The 15,211-nt window shown below is 72.1% G+C and carries 13 protein-coding genes and 1 pseudogene; 9 read left to right on the top strand and 5 right to left on the bottom strand.

Annotation, left to right across the window (positions count from 1 at the left end; genetic code table 11):
• Positions 1-68 precede the first annotated feature (68 nt).
• Positions 69-1,478 (bottom strand): cell wall metabolism sensor histidine kinase WalK, encoded by a 1,410-nt coding sequence (locus tag ACSP50_RS15890; RefSeq protein WP_014690240.1) that lies wholly within the window; start codon positions 1,476-1,478, stop codon positions 69-71.
• A 45-nt stretch (positions 1,479-1,523) separates the two neighbouring features.
• Here ACSP50_RS15890 and ACSP50_RS15885 point away from each other — a divergent pair, with 45 nt between their 5' ends.
• From ACSP50_RS15885 to ACSP50_RS15875, 4 genes and pseudogenes are all read left to right on the top strand, one after another.
• Positions 1,524-2,207 carry a response regulator transcription factor gene (locus ACSP50_RS15885; RefSeq protein ID WP_014690239.1) on the top strand — a complete coding sequence of 228 codons (684 nt, stop codon included), beginning with the start codon at positions 1,524-1,526 and terminating at the stop codon, positions 2,205-2,207.
• Between the two features lie 121 nt (positions 2,208-2,328).
• Positions 2,329-2,541, top strand: a pseudogene (locus ACSP50_RS45040) (polysaccharide deacetylase family protein); the annotation flags it as partial.
• Positions 2,542-2,588: 47 nt separating this feature from the next.
• Complete coding sequence (locus tag ACSP50_RS43950) at positions 2,589-2,783, top strand: hypothetical protein (RefSeq protein WP_014690238.1); 195 nt, start codon at positions 2,589-2,591, stop codon at positions 2,781-2,783.
• A 29-nt stretch (positions 2,784-2,812) separates the two neighbouring features.
• On the top strand, positions 2,813-3,247 hold the full coding sequence (locus tag ACSP50_RS15875) for an ATP-binding protein (RefSeq protein WP_063714060.1): 435 nt from the start codon (positions 2,813-2,815) through the stop codon (positions 3,245-3,247).
• On the opposite strand, the gene ACSP50_RS15870 is transcribed toward ACSP50_RS15875, so the two are convergent.
• Complete coding sequence (locus ACSP50_RS15870; protein WP_014690236.1) at positions 3,197-4,591, bottom strand: phosphatase PAP2 family protein; 1,395 nt, start codon at positions 4,589-4,591, stop codon at positions 3,197-3,199. The two genes, ACSP50_RS15875 and ACSP50_RS15870, sit on opposite strands and share 51 nt — an antisense overlap.
• A gap of 178 nt (positions 4,592-4,769) precedes the next feature.
• On the opposite strand from ACSP50_RS15870, the gene lysX reads away from it, so the two are divergent.
• Positions 4,770-8,033, top strand: coding sequence for a bifunctional lysylphosphatidylglycerol synthetase/lysine--tRNA ligase LysX (gene lysX, locus ACSP50_RS15865; RefSeq protein WP_014690235.1), 3,264 nt, complete (start codon positions 4,770-4,772; stop codon positions 8,031-8,033).
• An 86-nt stretch (positions 8,034-8,119) separates the two neighbouring features.
• Here the strand turns inward: lysX and ACSP50_RS15860 are convergent, their stop codons facing one another.
• Complete coding sequence (locus tag ACSP50_RS15860; protein ID WP_014690234.1) at positions 8,120-9,319, bottom strand: FAD-dependent monooxygenase; 1,200 nt, start codon at positions 9,317-9,319, stop codon at positions 8,120-8,122.
• A 48-nt stretch (positions 9,320-9,367) separates the two neighbouring features.
• On the opposite strand from ACSP50_RS15860, the gene ACSP50_RS15855 reads away from it, so the two are divergent.
• Complete coding sequence (locus ACSP50_RS15855) at positions 9,368-9,691, top strand: hypothetical protein (RefSeq protein ID WP_014690233.1); 324 nt, start codon at positions 9,368-9,370, stop codon at positions 9,689-9,691.
• Positions 9,692-9,846: 155 nt separating this feature from the next.
• Positions 9,847-10,923, top strand: coding sequence for a calcium/proton exchanger (cax, locus tag ACSP50_RS15850; RefSeq protein WP_043511499.1), 1,077 nt, complete (start codon positions 9,847-9,849; stop codon positions 10,921-10,923).
• Here the strand turns inward: cax and ACSP50_RS15845 are convergent.
• On the bottom strand, positions 10,920-11,420 hold the full coding sequence (locus tag ACSP50_RS15845) for a glyoxalase/bleomycin resistance/extradiol dioxygenase family protein (RefSeq protein ID WP_014690231.1): 501 nt from the start codon (positions 11,418-11,420) through the stop codon (positions 10,920-10,922). The two genes, cax and ACSP50_RS15845, sit on opposite strands and share 4 nt — an antisense overlap.
• Positions 11,421-11,545: 125 nt before the next feature.
• Here ACSP50_RS15845 and ACSP50_RS15840 point away from each other — a divergent pair, with 125 nt between their 5' ends.
• Complete coding sequence (locus ACSP50_RS15840) at positions 11,546-12,250, top strand: helix-turn-helix domain-containing protein (RefSeq protein ID WP_043514262.1); 705 nt, start codon at positions 11,546-11,548, stop codon at positions 12,248-12,250.
• Positions 12,251-12,312: 62 nt separating this feature from the next.
• On the opposite strand, the gene ACSP50_RS44805 is transcribed toward ACSP50_RS15840, so the two are convergent.
• On the bottom strand, positions 12,313-13,758 hold the full coding sequence (locus ACSP50_RS44805) for a GGDEF domain-containing protein (RefSeq protein WP_052311584.1): 1,446 nt from the start codon (positions 13,756-13,758) through the stop codon (positions 12,313-12,315).
• Between the two features lie 219 nt (positions 13,759-13,977).
• On the opposite strand from ACSP50_RS44805, the gene ACSP50_RS15830 reads away from it, so the two are divergent.
• Positions 13,978-15,177 (top strand): hypothetical protein, encoded by a 1,200-nt coding sequence (locus ACSP50_RS15830; RefSeq protein WP_014690228.1) that lies wholly within the window; start codon positions 13,978-13,980, stop codon positions 15,175-15,177.
• Positions 15,178-15,211 lie beyond the last annotated feature (34 nt).

Below are 15,211 nucleotides of genomic sequence, written 5' to 3'. Positions count from 1 at the left end.
CGGCTGGCGAAGCGGCTGATGTCACCGATGTCGTCGTTGCGTTTTCCACACGCTGCCGTCCGAAAGGGCTACGCGGTGGGGAGGCGGATGCGCATGGCGGCGCCTTCCGGGAGGTCGTCGACGGTCAGGGTGCCCTGGTGTGTGGTGATGATGTCGCGGGCGATGGCCAGGCCGAGGCCGGAGCCGCCGCCGCCGCGGGAGCGGCTGTCGTCCAGGCGGACGAAGCGGTGGAAGATGCGCTCGCGGTCGGCGGGCGGGATCGGGGGGCCGTCGTTGCCGACCACGATCTCGCCCTGGCCGCCGGTCGCGGTGAGGCTGATGGTGACGCGTTCGCGGGCGTGCCGGACGGTGTTGTCGACCAGGTTGCGGACGACCCGGGTGAGCTGATCGGGGTCGCCGGTGACCCGGACCGGGCTGACGGCGCCCTCGATGCGCAGGTGGGGGTGTTCGACGGCGACCCGGTCGCGTTCGGCGAAGATCAGGTCGTCCAGGTCGACGTCCTGGCGGCGTGGAGAGCGCTGGTCGTCGACCCGGGCCAGCAGCAGCAGGTCGTCGACCAGGCGGGACATGCGGGCGCTCTCGGCCCGGATCCGCTGCACGTGGGGCGCGGTGGAGGCGTCGGCGGCCAGCAGGTCGGCGTTGGCGCGGATGGTGGTGAGCGGGCTGCGCAGTTCGTGGCTGGCGTCGGCGACGAATCGGCGCTGCGCGGCCGCGGACGCCTCGATCCGGTCCAGCATGGTGTTCATCGTGGTGGCCAGTGCCGCGATCTCGTCGTCGGCGGCGGGCAGCGGCAGCCGGGCATGCAGATTGGTGGCGGTGATCGTGGCGGCCTGCCGGCGCATCGCTTCGACCGGTTGCAGGGTGCGGCCGACGAAGTGGAAGGTGGCGACGCCGACCACGACGGCCAGCATGGGCAGGCCGAGCAGCAGCGCGGTGACGATCGCGGCGGTGCTGTCCGAGACGACGTCCAACGACTCGGCGACCAGTACGGTGTGCTGCCCGTCGGCGGTGGCGACGCCGGTGGCCTCGATCAGCCAGGGTTCGCCTTCGCCGATCGGCAGGTAGGTGGTTTCCCGCGCGTGCTGCCCGGCCGGTGGGCGCAGCTCGGACATGGGCGGCAGTTCGGCGATGGCGGCGGAGGCGTCGACGACCGTGCCGCCGGCGGTGAGCACCTGGACCAGGCCTCGGCCGGCGCGGGACGAGTGCAGCGTCACCTGCAGGGCGGCCGCGTCCCGCGGGGTCAGGGCCGCGGTGACCTCGGCGGTCCGGTCGGAGGCCGCCGAGTCGACATTGTCGAGCAGGATGCCGCGGGCGACGACCAGCAGGATGCCGCCGGCCAGCACCGAGGCGAACGCGACGACGATCCCGGCGGCCAGCGCGGAGCGCATCCGCACGCCGAGCCGCCGCCGCAGCCAGGACGGCATCAACCGGCGCCGCAGCGAGGACGGCCCCCGCCGGCGCCGTAGCGAGGACAGCATGAACGTCACGTTATTCCGGCCCTTCCGGCGACGTACGGTGATCGCATGCGGGTTCTGGTGGTGGAGGACGAGGTCACGATGGCGGAGACGATCCGCGACGGGATCACCCGGGAGGGTTTCACGGTCGACCTGGTGCACGACGGGACCGAGGGCTTGTGGACGGCCACCGAGCAGCCGTACGGGGCGTACGACGTGATCGTCCTGGACATCATGCTGCCCGGGCTCAGCGGCTACGAGGTGTGCCGCCGGCTGCGGGCGGCCGGGGTGTGGACGCCGATCCTGATGCTGACCGCCAAGGACGGAGAGTACGACCACGCCGACGCGCTCGACCTCGGGGCCGACGACTACCTGGTCAAACCGTTCTCCTTCGTGGTGCTGATCGCGCATCTGCGGGCGCTGGTCCGGCGCGGCGCCCCGGAACGCCCGGCCGTGCTGCGCGCCGGTGATCTGACCCTGGATCCGGCGGAGCGGCGGGTGCTGCGCGGCGACACCCCGATCCCGGTCACCCCGCGGGAGTTCGCGCTGCTGGAGTTCCTGATGCGGCACCGCGGTCAGGCGATGACCAAGACCGCGATCATCGAGAACGTGTGGGACGCCCACTTCGACGGCGACCCGAACATCGTCGAGGTGTACATCGGATATCTGCGGAAGAAGATCGACCACCCGTTCGGCCGGGCCGCCATCGAGACGGTCCGGGGCGCCGGGTATCGGCTCGCCGACGAGGGTTGAGCGGGACATCGGTCGTACGCTAAGCGGCTGTTCCTGAGAGCGGGTTGAAGACCGCGGTGTTCAGCGATTCCTCAGCGCCCGCGGGTCACCGTCAGCGGCATGGACATCGAGCACGGCCCCTGTGTACGCCGTGAAGACCGCCGCCGCGGCCTTGCTCACCGCCGAGGCCGCCGCCCACGCCGCGCCCGCCGTCGCCGCGATCGGCCCGGTCCGCCGCCGCCTGTTCCCGGCCCGCTCCGGTCTCGGCGACCCCGGCCACGTGGCGCTCACCTTCAACGACGGCCCGCACCCGGTCGCCACGCCGCGGTTGGTGCGGATCCTGCAAGCCAACCGGGTGCGGGCCACCTTCTTCCTGCTCGGCGCGATGACCGAGGAGTATCCGTGTACCGCGCGGTGCGCCGCGGGCTGGGCGGCGGCGGCGGCGGCGGGACGATCCTGCTGCACGACAGCGACCACAGCGCCGCCCCGGACAGTTTCGCGTCGACGCTGGGCGCGCTGCCGGCGATCCTCACCCACTGCCGGGCGCGCGGCTTCACCGTCGGGCCGTTGCGGGAACATGCCGTCCGGGCGGAATGACCTTGACGCGAGCGGGCATCATCAACGGCATGACAGGGTGGATCATGTGGCGTCCTCCCGCCGCCGACGAGGAGATCGCCCGCTGGGCGGTGAACCACCCGCCGCAGCTGCGTGACCTGCGCGGCGACCTGCGCCGGCTGGTCACGGCGGGCCGGCTCCCGACGGTCGCGGACGCCGACGACCTCGCCGACCGGCTGGTCATCGTCGCCACCGAACTGGCCGGCAACGCGCTGCGGCACGGCCGCCCGCCGACCGCCGTGGTGCTGTTCCGTTCCGACGGGCGCCTGATCATCGAGGTGTCCGACCATGATGCGGACGCCGTGCCGGCGGTCGACCCGCAGCGGCCCCCGGCGGCCGGCGGGATGGGCCTGCGGATGGTGGAGCGGCTCGCCGAGCGGGTCGGCTGGTATCCGTCAGCGCCCGGCAAACACGTCTGGGCCGCGGTCCGGCTCAGCGGCGCCTGACCGGAGCGTGTCGGGCCGGGGTTCCGGAATCAGGCTGCCCGCCGCGGGTCCGGCAGCCCAGGAGCGGGTGGTCCGTCTGTAGCGGTGGATCACGGAAACCATCAGCAGGATGACGACCGGCCCGAAGATCCACGGTTGTTCGGCCATGCGCAGCGGCAGGAAACGGTAGGCGAGCAGCAGCGTGGCGAACACCGCCACGCCGTGCCCGACCGTCAGGATTCCCCATCGGTCCCAGCCGCGCGCCTGGGAGCGCAGCGCCGCCTCGACGGTGAGGGTGAAGACCACGCCGGCGACGATGTCCGCGCCGTAGTGGTAGCCGAACCCGAGGGTGGCGCCGAGGGTGGCGATCAGCCAGAAGGTCCCGGCGAATCGCAGCGCCCGGGGGCCGCGACGGGAATGGAGGAAGATCGCGGTGGCCCATGCGGTGTGCAGGCTGGGCATGCAGTTGCGGGGCGTGATCTCGTCGAACGGCATGTGCCGCGGGGCGCCGATCGCGGGCACGATGTCCGGCCAGAGGTGGGCCGTCGCCCACTGCCCGCCGGCGGCGCCGTACGCGAAGACCGGCCCGACCACCGGGAACAGCATGTAGATGCCGGGCCCGAGGAGCCCGATGACGAGGAACGTGCGCACCAGATGGTGGCGCGGGAACGCACCCTCGGCGGCCACGTTGCGCAACTGGTGGAACGCGACGACCACGGCGGCCACCGCGAGCTGGATGTAGACGTAGGAGAGCAGGTGCGTGCCGACCGGGCCGGTGGCCCGGACGATCCGGCCCACCACCCACGACGGGTTGCCGAGTGCGTGGTCGGCGGTCGCCACGTACCGGTCGAGGACCATGGGCCGGGTCTTCGACGTGATGAGCAGCCAGGTGTCGCCGGTCTTGCGGCCGGCCACCAGCAGCAGGGCCAGCCCGACACCTTTGAGCCGCAGGACGCGGTCCCGGCCGGTGTGCCGCGTCAGGGCGATGACCGCGTGGGCCGCGATCACCCACAGCGCGCCGTTGCCGAAGGCGGGTTTCGCGCCGGCGATCCAGCGGACCAGCAGGAAGACGGCGTCGATGCCGACGGCCGCGGCGACCGAGACGAGTCTCTCCCGGCGGGTGAGCACGACCAGGGTCAGGGCCAGACTGGCGTACAGCAGGAAGCCCGACTTGGGGGCGAACAGGAACTCTTTCACCTGGTTGGTGACCGGCCCCGGCAGGCCGCAACGGCGGGCGGCGATTTCCAGCGCGGCCAGAAACCCCAGGCCCACGATGCCCGTGACGGCCCACAGCACCACGCGGGGCCGGCGCCACGCGGGGAACGCTTCCCGATCACCTGTCCGGGAAATGTCCCGCACTGCCATAGTTTTCACGGTTTACCGGCTGCCATTTTCCCGTTGTTGGGTACCTTGTCGTCGAGATTTCCCCGGGAGCCGCCTGCGGTCCCGGGCCATCGCCACGAGGTCGGTCATCCTAGCGGAGTCCGGCACGGGCGACGGGCCCACTGAGCGGCGACCGGCCCGACTGACTAACGTCAACGCCGTGGTGAGCGTCGAGGGCCTGAGCGCCCGGCAGGAAAAGTTCGCGATCTGGCCCGGCCGGATCGTCACCCTGGCCGGCATCTGGGTGCTGCTCAGCTTCCCGCTGCGGATGTTCTCCTGGACCTGGACCGTCGACTACGCGTTCAGCCTGCTCAACGTCCCGGCCGAGCCGAACCTGTTCATCGCCGCCGCGCTGCTGCTGCTGGGCAGCGCGCTGCGCCGCCGGCTGCGGGCCGCGTTCATCCTGCTGCTGATCTACCAGATCTGCGCCACCGTGCTGGACACGATCACCGCGCTGGTCGGCCTCGCCTACTGGGATCAGCCCGAGCAGGCCGACCTGGACCTGTCCCGCACCGAGATCGTGCTGACCGCCGTGGCCGTGCCGATCGGCCTGGTGGTGACGGTGCTGGTCTGGCGGGCCCGGCGCGCCTTCCCGGCCCGGCTGGCGCACGCCTCCCGGCGCACCGCGCTGATCCTGCTGGTCGCCGGCCTCGCCGCCGCCTGGAGTCTGGCCTTCAGCCTGACCTGGTTGTTCCCCGACTCGCTGCACGGCATGGGCGAGCGGGTGATCTGGGCCAACCGCTCGGCGCTCGGCCTCAGCGCCGCCGGCGACAACGCCGGCCTGCACGGGCATCACGGGCACCACTGGGTGTCGGTGGCCGCGTCGACGGTGTCCGCGCTGGTGCTGCTCGGCACGGTCGCCGTCTTCCTGCGCTCGGCCCGCTCCCAGCAGTATCTGACCGCGGAAGCCGAGCTCCAGCTGCGCCGGCTGATCCTGGAGAGCGGGGATCGGGACTCGCTGGGCTACTTCGCCACCCGCCGGGACAAATCAGTGATCTTCTCCCCGGACGGGCGGGCCGCGGTCACCTACCGGGTGGTCGCCGCGGTCAGCCTGGCCAGCGCCGACCCGATCGGGCACGTCGGCTCGTGGCCGGCCGCGATCGGGGCGTGGCGGGCCGAGGCGCACCGGCACGGCTGGTTCACGGCGGCGCTCTCGGCGAGCGAGGCGGGGGCCAACGCGTACGTCGAGTCGGGTTTGAAGGCGTTGAGCATCGGCGACGAGGCGATCCTCGAGGTGAGCGGCTTCGACCTGCAGAGCCGGGCGATGCGCCCGGTGCGGCGGGCGGTCACCCGGGTGCGCGCCGCCGGCTACACCGGGCAGGTCCGCCGCCAGGCGGCGATCGGCGCCGACGAGCTCGCCGAGCTGGACCGGCTGGCCGCGGCGTGGCGCGGCGACGGCTCCGAGCGCGGCTTCTCGATGGCGCTCGGCCGGTTCGGCGACCCGGCGGACGGCCGCTGCGTGGTGGTCACCGCCCACGACCCACAGGGCCGGGTCCGCGGGGTGCTCACGTTCGCGCCGTGGGGGGTGCGCGGCCTGTCGCTCGACCTGATGCGCGCCGACCGGCAGGCCGAGAACGGGCTCACCGAGTTCATGGTGGCGGTCCTCGTCGAAGCGTGCCCGGACCTGGGCGTACGCCGGATCTCGCTGAACTTCGCCATGTTCCGCTCGGTGTTCAGCTCGGCCGACATGGTCGGCGCCGGTCCGGTCACCCGGCTGTCGGACGCGGTGCTGTCGGTCGCTTCCCGGTTCTGGCAGCTGGAGTCGCTGTACCGGGCCAACGCCAAATACCTGCCGAACTGGCTGCCCCGGTTCCTCTGCTTCGACTCGTCGCTCACCCTGAGCCGGGCGGTGCTCGCCGCCGGCATTGCCGAGGGGTTCCTGCCCTCGCTCTCCCCCGCCGCCACGGCCCTGGACGCCGACCCGGCCTTCCTGCAGCAGATCCGCGACCAGGAGGACCAGTTGCTGCGCCCGGCCGTCCCGCTGCGCCGGCTCAGCCAGCAGCAGCGCGCCCGCCTGGACAAGCGGGCCCGCCTGGCCGAGGCGTACCCGGTCACGGTCCCGCGCACCGTGACGCTCGCCGAGGCCCGCACGCTGCCGGCCGGCACCGGGGTGTCGGTGACCGGCCGGGTCCGCGCCCTGCGTGACCTCGGCGGCGTGCTCTTCGCCGTGCTGCAGGAGGGTGACGCCACGCTGCAGGCGATGCTCACCGCCGACCGCACCCCGGACCAGGAGCGCCTGCGGTGGCGGCGGACCGTCGACCTCGGCGACCACGTCAGCGTCACCGGCGCGATCGGCAGCTCCCGCAGCGGCGAACTCTCCGTCCTGGCCGACACGTGGGTGATGGCCGCGAAATGCCTGCGCCCGCTGCCCGACGTGCACGCCGGCTTCACCGACCCGGAGGCCCGGCTCGGCCAGCGATACCTCGACCTGCTGGTCAACCCGGACGCGATGCAGGTGCTGCGGCACCGCAGCGCCGCGGTCCGGGCGTTGCGCCAGGCTTTCGCCGTACGCGGTTTCACCGAGGTGGAGACGCCGATGCTGCAGGCCGTGCACGGCGGCGCGTCGGCCCGTCCGTTCCGGACCCACATCAACGCGTACGACATGGAACTCTATCTGCGGATCGCCCCCGAGCTGTACCTCAAACGCCTGTGCGTGGCCGGCATGGAGAAGGTCTTCGAGCTCAACCGCAACTTCCGCAACGAGGGCGCGGACGCCACGCACAACCCGGAGTTCACGTCGTTGGAGGCCTATCAGGCGTATGCGGACTACCACACGATGCGGCACCTGACCCGCGAGCTGATCCTCGAAGTCGCCACCGCCGTGCACGGCCGGCCGGTGGCCCTGCGCCCGGAGGGCCCGGTCGACCTGGGTGAGCCGTGGCCGGTGCTGACCGTCCACGAGGCGGTCAGCAAGGCGGCCGGCGCCAGCCTGACCGCCGACACGCCGGTCGACGAGGTACGCCAGGTGTGCGCCCGGCACGGCGTCCACGCGAAAGCCGACGCGACGGCGGGTGAGCTGGTCGTCGAGCTCTACGATGCGCTCGTCGAGAAGCAGACGACGTACCCGACCTTCTACACCGACTTCCCGCTGGAGACCTCACCGCTGACCCGCACCCACCGCGGGGATCCGCGGCTGGCCGAACGCTGGGATCTGGTGGCCTTCGGCATGGAGCTGGGCACGGCGTACTCCGAGCTGGTCGACCCGATCGACCAGCGGGACCGGCTCACCGCCCAGTCCCTGAAGGCGGCGGCCGGCGACCCGGAGGCGATGCAGATCGACGAGTCGTTCCTGACCGCCCTGGAGTACGCGATGCCCCCGACCGGCGGCCTCGGGCTGGGCGTCGACCGGCTGGTCATGCTCCTCACCGGCACCGCCATCCGGGCCACCCTCGCCTTCCCGTTCCATCGCCAGGCCCGGCCGTGACCGCCCGGCCGTGACCGCCCGGCCGTGACCGCCCGGCCGTGACCGCCCGGCCGTGACCGCCCGGCCGTGACCGGCCGCGCCGGGGATCAGGAGCGCCGCGCGACGTCCGGCGTCTCCGCGTAGTCGGGCAGGTCGATGCCGTTGATGGCGCGGGCGGCCAGGTCGGCGAACCAGTCGCCGGTGAAGTCCGGGAGTGCGGTGGTGTCCGGGCCGGGAAGGTCGCGGCTGCGCGCATTCAGCCGGCCGATCTCCTGGTTGGCCTCGACGAACGGCCGCATCCGGGTCTCGTAGCGGGCGAACCCGGTGGCCGGGTCCCAGCCGGCCGCGGCCAGCTCACCGGCCAGCACGTAGGCGCCGACCAGGGCCAGCCCGGTGCCCTGCCCGGACATCGGCGAGGAGCTGAACGCCGCGTCGCCGAGCAGCCCGACCCGGCCGTGGGACCAGCTGTCCATCACCACCTGGGCGACCTGGTCGAGGTAGAAGTCCGGAGTGTCGTCCAGATGCGCGAGCATTGCCGGGGTGTGCCAGCCCAGGCCGGTCATCCGCTCGCGCAGCAGGCTCTTCTGGGCGGCGACGTCCCGGTGGTCGACCGCGAAGTCGGCGGCCGGGAAGGAGAACAGCGCCATCGCCCGGGTGGCGTCCTGGATGGGGCGCAGCAGGGCCGAGCGCCCGGACTCCCGGTCCTGATACTCCAGCAGCCAGCGGTCCAGGCCGAACTCGTTGGGCACACTGTAGAAGGCCAGCACGTGCCCGAGGTGGCGCAGGAACCGCTGGTGCGGCCCGAAAACCGTCGCGCGCAGCGACGAGTGCAGCCCGTCGGCGCCGACGACCAGGTCGAAACGCCGCCGGTCACCGCCCGCGAAGACCACGTCGACGCCGTCGGCGTCCTGGGTGAGCTCGGCGATCCGGTCACCGAAGACGTAGTCGACGCCGTCGCGGGTGTCGTCGTAGAGCACCCGGGACAGGTCTCCGCGCAGGATCTCGATGTCCGCGATGAACCCGTCGCCGCCGTCGTCGTCGGCGCGGAAGGTCGCCAGCACCTGCCCGTCCGCGTCCACGGTGTGCGCGCCGGCGGTGTCGGTGCACGCCGCGCGCACCGCCGCGGCCAGCCCCATCCGCGCGATGACGTCCCGGGCCACCCCGCGCGCGTCCACCGCCTGCCCGCCGGGCCGCAGCCCGGGGGCCCGCTCCACGACGGTCACCTCGGCTCCCCGCCGGTGCAGCCAGTGGGCCAGGGCCGGCCCCGCGATGCTCGCCCCCGTCACCAGCACTCTGGCGCCGCTCATCGTTGCCCTCCTGTTTTGGCTCTGTTCCGGTGGGGAATGTCCGCTGCCATGCAGCCATCTGAACAGTACGCAACCGTGCCGCCCACCGAGACCGCGCCGATCGCCCGGGCCGCCACCGGCATGCTGGTGGTCGACGCCGCCGGGGACGAGGTCGGCAAGGTGAGCGCGGTGCAGCCGCCGGGCACGCCGGTCCGGCCGGACACGGTGGCCGGGGTCGCCGAGGCGCTGATGGGCTCCGGGTATCTGCGGATCGACGGGACCGGGGCACTGTCCAACGACACGTACGCGGGCGGCGACCAGATCGTCGCCCTCGAGGACGGGGTGGTGCGGCTGCGGGTGGGGCGCGACGGGCTGCACCGGGCCGCGAGCTGACCGGAGTCGATGTCCTGCCGTTGCGGGAGGATGTCGGTGGTGGACCGGGACAGCCACGCGGTCCACGCGACGGTCCGGACGGCGCCCTCACCACGTTCAGCGAAAGCACAGGGCCCTCCCAGCGGGAGGGACCCGGTTCTGCGATCATTTCCGGCATGACGGGACGCGTACTCAGCAAATCGGACCTTGTGGTGCTGGGCGCCGGCGTGGTCGCCGTCGCCGCCGCCGGGGTTCTGCACTACAGCGGTGCCACGGCGGTACTGGCGTTCGTGGTCGCCGGCGTCGCCGTGGCGCTGCTCGCCTCGCTGGTCGGGCGCAGTGTGGAGCAGCTCGGCGACCGGTTCGGGCCGGGCGCGACCGGGGTGCTGCAAAGCGCGCTGGGCAACCTGCCGGAGCTGTTCATCGGCTTCTTCGCCCTGCAGGCCGGGCTGCTCGCGGTGGTCCAGGCGGCGATCATCGGGTCGATCCTGTCGAACATCCTGCTGGTGCTCGGCCTGGCGTTCGTGGTCGGCGGGGTCAAGCACGGGACGCAGCGGTTCGACTCGGACCGGGCCCGCACCTCGACCGTGCTGATGGTGCTGGCCACCGCCGCCCTGGTGATGCCCAGCCTGGCGCAGTACGTGCACGCGCCGGCCGCCGGGCACGAGAAGGCACTGTCGCTGGTCGTCTCGGTCGTGCTGCTGGGCGTGTTCCTGCTCTCGCTGCCGTCGGCGCTCAAGCGCAGCCCGGTGGCCGAGCCGTCCGCGCCGCAACCGGCCGAGCACGCGGGCCCGCACTGGCCGCTGTGGCTGGCGCTGACCATGCTCACCGGGTCGAGCGTCGCCGCCGCGCTGGTCTCCGACTGGTTCGTCGCCGCGCTGGAACCGGCGATCACCTCGCTGGGTGTCTCGCAGGCGTTCGCCGGCCTGGTCATCGTGGCGATCGCCGGCAACGCGATCGAGAACGTGATCGGCATCCAGCTGGCCTACCGCAACCAGGCCGACTTCGCGATGGCCGTGATCATCCAGAGCCCGCTGCAGGTGGCGTTGGTGCTGGCCCCGGCACTGGTGCTGCTGAGCCTGTTCACCGCGACGACGCTGACCCTGGTCTTCGCCCCGCTGCTGGTGATGGCGGTCGCGGTGGCCGTGCTCGCGACCGCCTTCATCGTCTTCGACGGGGAGTCGAACTGGCTGGAAGGCGCCACCCTGATCGCCCTCTACGCGATCATCGCGACCACCTTCTGGTGGGGCTAGGAGCCCTGCTTGGCCGCCCACTCGGCGACCCGGCGGGCGCTCTCCTGCTCGGACAGGTCCTCGACCCTCGTCATGATCGACCAGCGGACGCCGTACGGGTCGCGAATGCTGGCGAACCGGTCGCCGGAGACGAACGTGGCCGGCGCCTCCCGGATGGTCGCCCCGGCCGCCTCGGCCCGGGCGACCACGGCGTCCACGTCCGGGCAGTACCGCCCGATCGAGTAACAGTCCCGGTCCCCCTCGGGCGGCGGGATCAGGCCGTAGTCCGGTGACGGCTCGCCGAGTTGCAGCAGGCCGTCACCGAAGTCGAGCACGGCGTGCGCCACCGTCCCGCCGAACTCGGTCACGTCGACCACCCGCGCTCCGAAGATCTTGACGTAGAAGTCGATCGCGCCGCGGGCGTCCGGGATGACCAGGAACGGGGTCAGGCCGGTCGCGCCGTGCGGAGTGCCGTTCGTCGTGTACTGCCCGTCGGCGGCAGAGTGTGTCTCGGTCATGGTCCAGAATCGTAGGAATGACCGGCGGCGACCCGCTTGAAGATTCGCGACAGGATCCGCACCCGCGGGGTGTCCTCTACCCGGCGCGGCTGCCGACCTTCACCCGGCTGCCCGCGCCCGGACCGGTGGCGCACCTGGTGCGCTGGTTCTGGATCCCGGAGTGGCGGATCCAGCCGGGACGCTCGTCCCGCCAGCAGCTGATCGCCTTCCCGGCCTGCAACCTGGTGGTCGAGAAGGACCGGGTCGGCCTGTCCGGGCCGACCACGCGCGCCTCACACCGGGATCTGATCGGCACCGGCTGGGCGGTCGGGGCACTGCTGCGGCCGGCCGCGGTGCCGCACCTGGTCGCCGACCCGGCGGCGCTGCGGGACACGTACCGGATGATCGATCTTCCCGATCTGCACGAGGGGGTGTCCCGCGCGATGGCCGGCGACGGGCCGGAGCGGCACCGGGACGCGGTCGACGCCTTCACCGCCTGGCTGGCCGCCCGCATCCCACCGCCGGACGCGGAGGCGCTGCTGGCCAACACGATGGCCGGCCTCATCGACGCCGACCCGGCGATCCGCACGGTCCAGGACGCGACGGCCCGGCTGAACATCTCGGCCCGCTCACTGCAGCGACTCGCGGCCCGGTACGTCGGGCTGCCCCCGCTCGCGATGATCCGCCGGCGACGGCTGCAGGAGGCGGCCGAGCGGCTGCGGGCCGAGCCGGGCACGAACCTGGCGGCGGTCGCCGCCGACCTGGGCTACAGCGACCACGCACATCTGGCCAACGAGTTCCGGTCGGTGCTCGGCCTGACCCTCAGCGACTACCGCCAGGACTTCTCGTGACCGCATTGTCGCGAGCGAGGTCCACGGCGGGCACCGCACCCGCACCGGGCACGCCGGAGCGGTCAGCCGTGGTGTACCCGGCCTCGCCCCGCGTTCTTGGCGGCGTACATCGCGGTGTCGGCACGACGCAGCTGCGCGTTCGGGTTGTCACCCCGGGCGGCGGTGATGACGCCGATGCTGGCGCCGATGTACACCGCGCGTCCGGAGATCTCGAACGGCTGCGCCAGGTCCTCGACGATGCGCTGCGCGATGGTCCCGGCGGTGGCGTCGTCGGTCCAGGGCAGGATGATCGCGAACTCGTCGCCGCCGAGGCGGGCGACCACGTCGGCGGCGCGGACCACGCCGCGGAGGCGGTCGGCGACCCCGAGCAGGATGCTGTCGCCGGCGTCGTGGCCCAGCTTGTCGTTGACCGGTTTGAACCCGTCGAGGTCGATGTAGAGCAGCGCGGTGGGGCCGACCTCGCCGGTCAGCGACTGCTGCCAGCAGGTGTGGAAACGCCGGCGGTTGGCCAGGCCGGTCAGCTGGTCGGTGGTGGCCTGCACCTCGGTCGATCGCAGGCTTTCGGCCAGCAGGACCACCAGGCCGTGCAGACGCGCGATGACCAGCAGGAACAGGACCACACAGCCGGACACGATGACCGGGATGTCGATCTCGCCGCCGCGGAACCACTCGATGATCAGTGCCGCCGGCGCCATGAGGCTGGCCAGGGCCAGCGCGATCAGCCGTCCCACCCCGATGGTGCCCTCCGCCGTGGGCGGCGACAGCCGTGACATGTCGGCCATCGTCGGGTGCAGGGCGGCCGCGCCGGCGAAGGCGTACATCAGCATCCACGCCCCGTCGATCGGGTCCCCGGCGTGGTAGCCGATGGTGAGCTCCATCAGCCCGTAGACGACGTCGCCGACGAGCATGGCGGCGCCGGCCGCCACGAAGAGCCGGAACGCCGGCTGCCGGTCCCCGCGGCCGGTGGTCAGCCGCAGCAACACGGCCAGAAGCAGCAGATCAGCGGACGGATAGGCGAGCGAGACGACCCGGCCCAGGACGTCGAGATCGGTGGCGTGAACGTAGGGTTCCATCAGGAACACCCACGACAGCATGGCCGCACCGGTCGACAGCACCAGCGCATCCAGCAGGCCGGGCCGGTCCCGACCCGGTCGGCGGGCCCGGACGAGACCGAGCAGGCCCACCGTGAGCATCGGGTAGGAGCCCAGGTAGAAGACATCCGCGACGGACGGGAAGACGTCGCGGCCCAGGACCGAACTCTGCACCCAGTAGATGACGTCACCGGCGGCGAAGAAGAGCCAACCGGCCGCCATCACGTACCACGGCCAGCGCGTCGCCGGCCGGTGACGTGCCACGCCGACCGCGGTGGCGACCACCGCCGAGACACCCAGTAGCCCGGTCAGGACCGTTTTGACCGACTCCCACGGCACCAGGAAGCACGCCGCCATCACCACTACGCAGAACGCGAGATATACCGACCATGCCTGACGGCCGAACCGCAACACCATGACTCCTCGAACCGGATGACCCTGGCAGTCGCATCGGGAACAGACCTCCGGGCATGAGGTTTCGAGACGGTGACATCCCCCTCCCGCCGTCGACGGCGAGGCGCACCGGGACCGGTGACCGGGGGTAGGCCCGTCCTCGAGGTGACCTTGCAGCACGTATGATCATGAATGCGTGTATCGTGCTCGGTCGATATCGACCGAGATCATGGGGGGTCACGCATGTCCCTACGTGCACGCCTGCTGCGGGCTTCCGCGGCACTGACACTCACCGTTTCCGCGGCCCTGGTCGCCGGGAGTCCGGCGCTGGCCGCCGCGGCACCCACCACCCTGCCGGCCGGCCAGTTCACCCTGACCGCCGACTACAGCCGGTTCGATGCGCTGGACGCCGCGCTGGTCTCGAAGCTCGGCACCGCCTCGGTCTCGGCCGTGATGGCCGACGCGAACCACGACCGGCGGGGGATCACCGATGCGCTGAACCTGGCCGGGTACAGCACCGGCTTCCAGTTCGACGACACCGACGTCAACGACTGCGCGAACTTCCCGCAGGGCATCACCAGCAGCCGGGACGCCATCGGCACCGCGAACAGCGGCAACTATGACGGACACCAGCTGATCCTGGTCAGCTGGTACACCGAGGACGGTTGCGGCGGCAGCACCGCACGCAGCCGGATCACCCTGGTCGACTGGGATGCGACGTACCCGAACAGATATCGCAAGATCCTCTTGGTGGAGCCGACCGGCACGGCGGCCGCGCCCAGCTTCAAGGACGTGCTGGTGCACGCCGGCGGCGTCGCCTGGTACGGCGACTACCTCTACGTCGCCGACACCGGGCACGGCATGCGGGTGTTCAACATGAAGAAGATCCTGAAGACCGACACCGGGGGCACCGCCGACCAGATCGGACGGCAGGACGACACCACCTATTACGCCCACAATTACGCGTACGCGCTGCCCCAGCTCGGCACGATCACCGCGGCCACCACCTCCGGCACGGCACTGGCCTGGTCGACGATCTCGCTGGACCGCGCCGACCCGTCGATCGTGATGACCGAGTACACCTGCTCGTCGGGCTGCACCGCGTACCCGAACCGGGCGGCCCGCGCGATCCGCTTCCCGTTCGCCCCGGGCGCCACCACCTTCGCGGCCAGCACCACCGCGACCGAGGCGCTGAAGCTGCCCTGGTTCAAGCTGAACGGCGTCGCCTCGCACAACGACCGCTGGTGGTTCAACTCCTCCGGCGACAAGAAGTTGTACTACTGGACGCCGGCCGCCGGCCCGTCCGCGTACGCCTGGGTCAGCGGCGGCGAGAGCATCAGCTACTGGGAGGACACCACCAAAGCCGACCTGCTGTGGTCGCTGCAGGAGCCGGTCGGGCACCGCAACGTCTTCGCGGTCGAACAGGGCAGCTACGACGGCTGATCCACCCGGGGCCGGCCGGCACGCCGCCGGCCGG

This window comes from Actinoplanes sp. SE50/110 (genome assembly GCF_900119315.1).
Lineage (GTDB): Bacteria > Actinomycetota > Actinomycetes > Mycobacteriales > Micromonosporaceae > Actinoplanes.
Note: the sequence above shows the minus strand (reverse complement) of the source record. Positions and strands in the feature narration are given on the sequence as shown.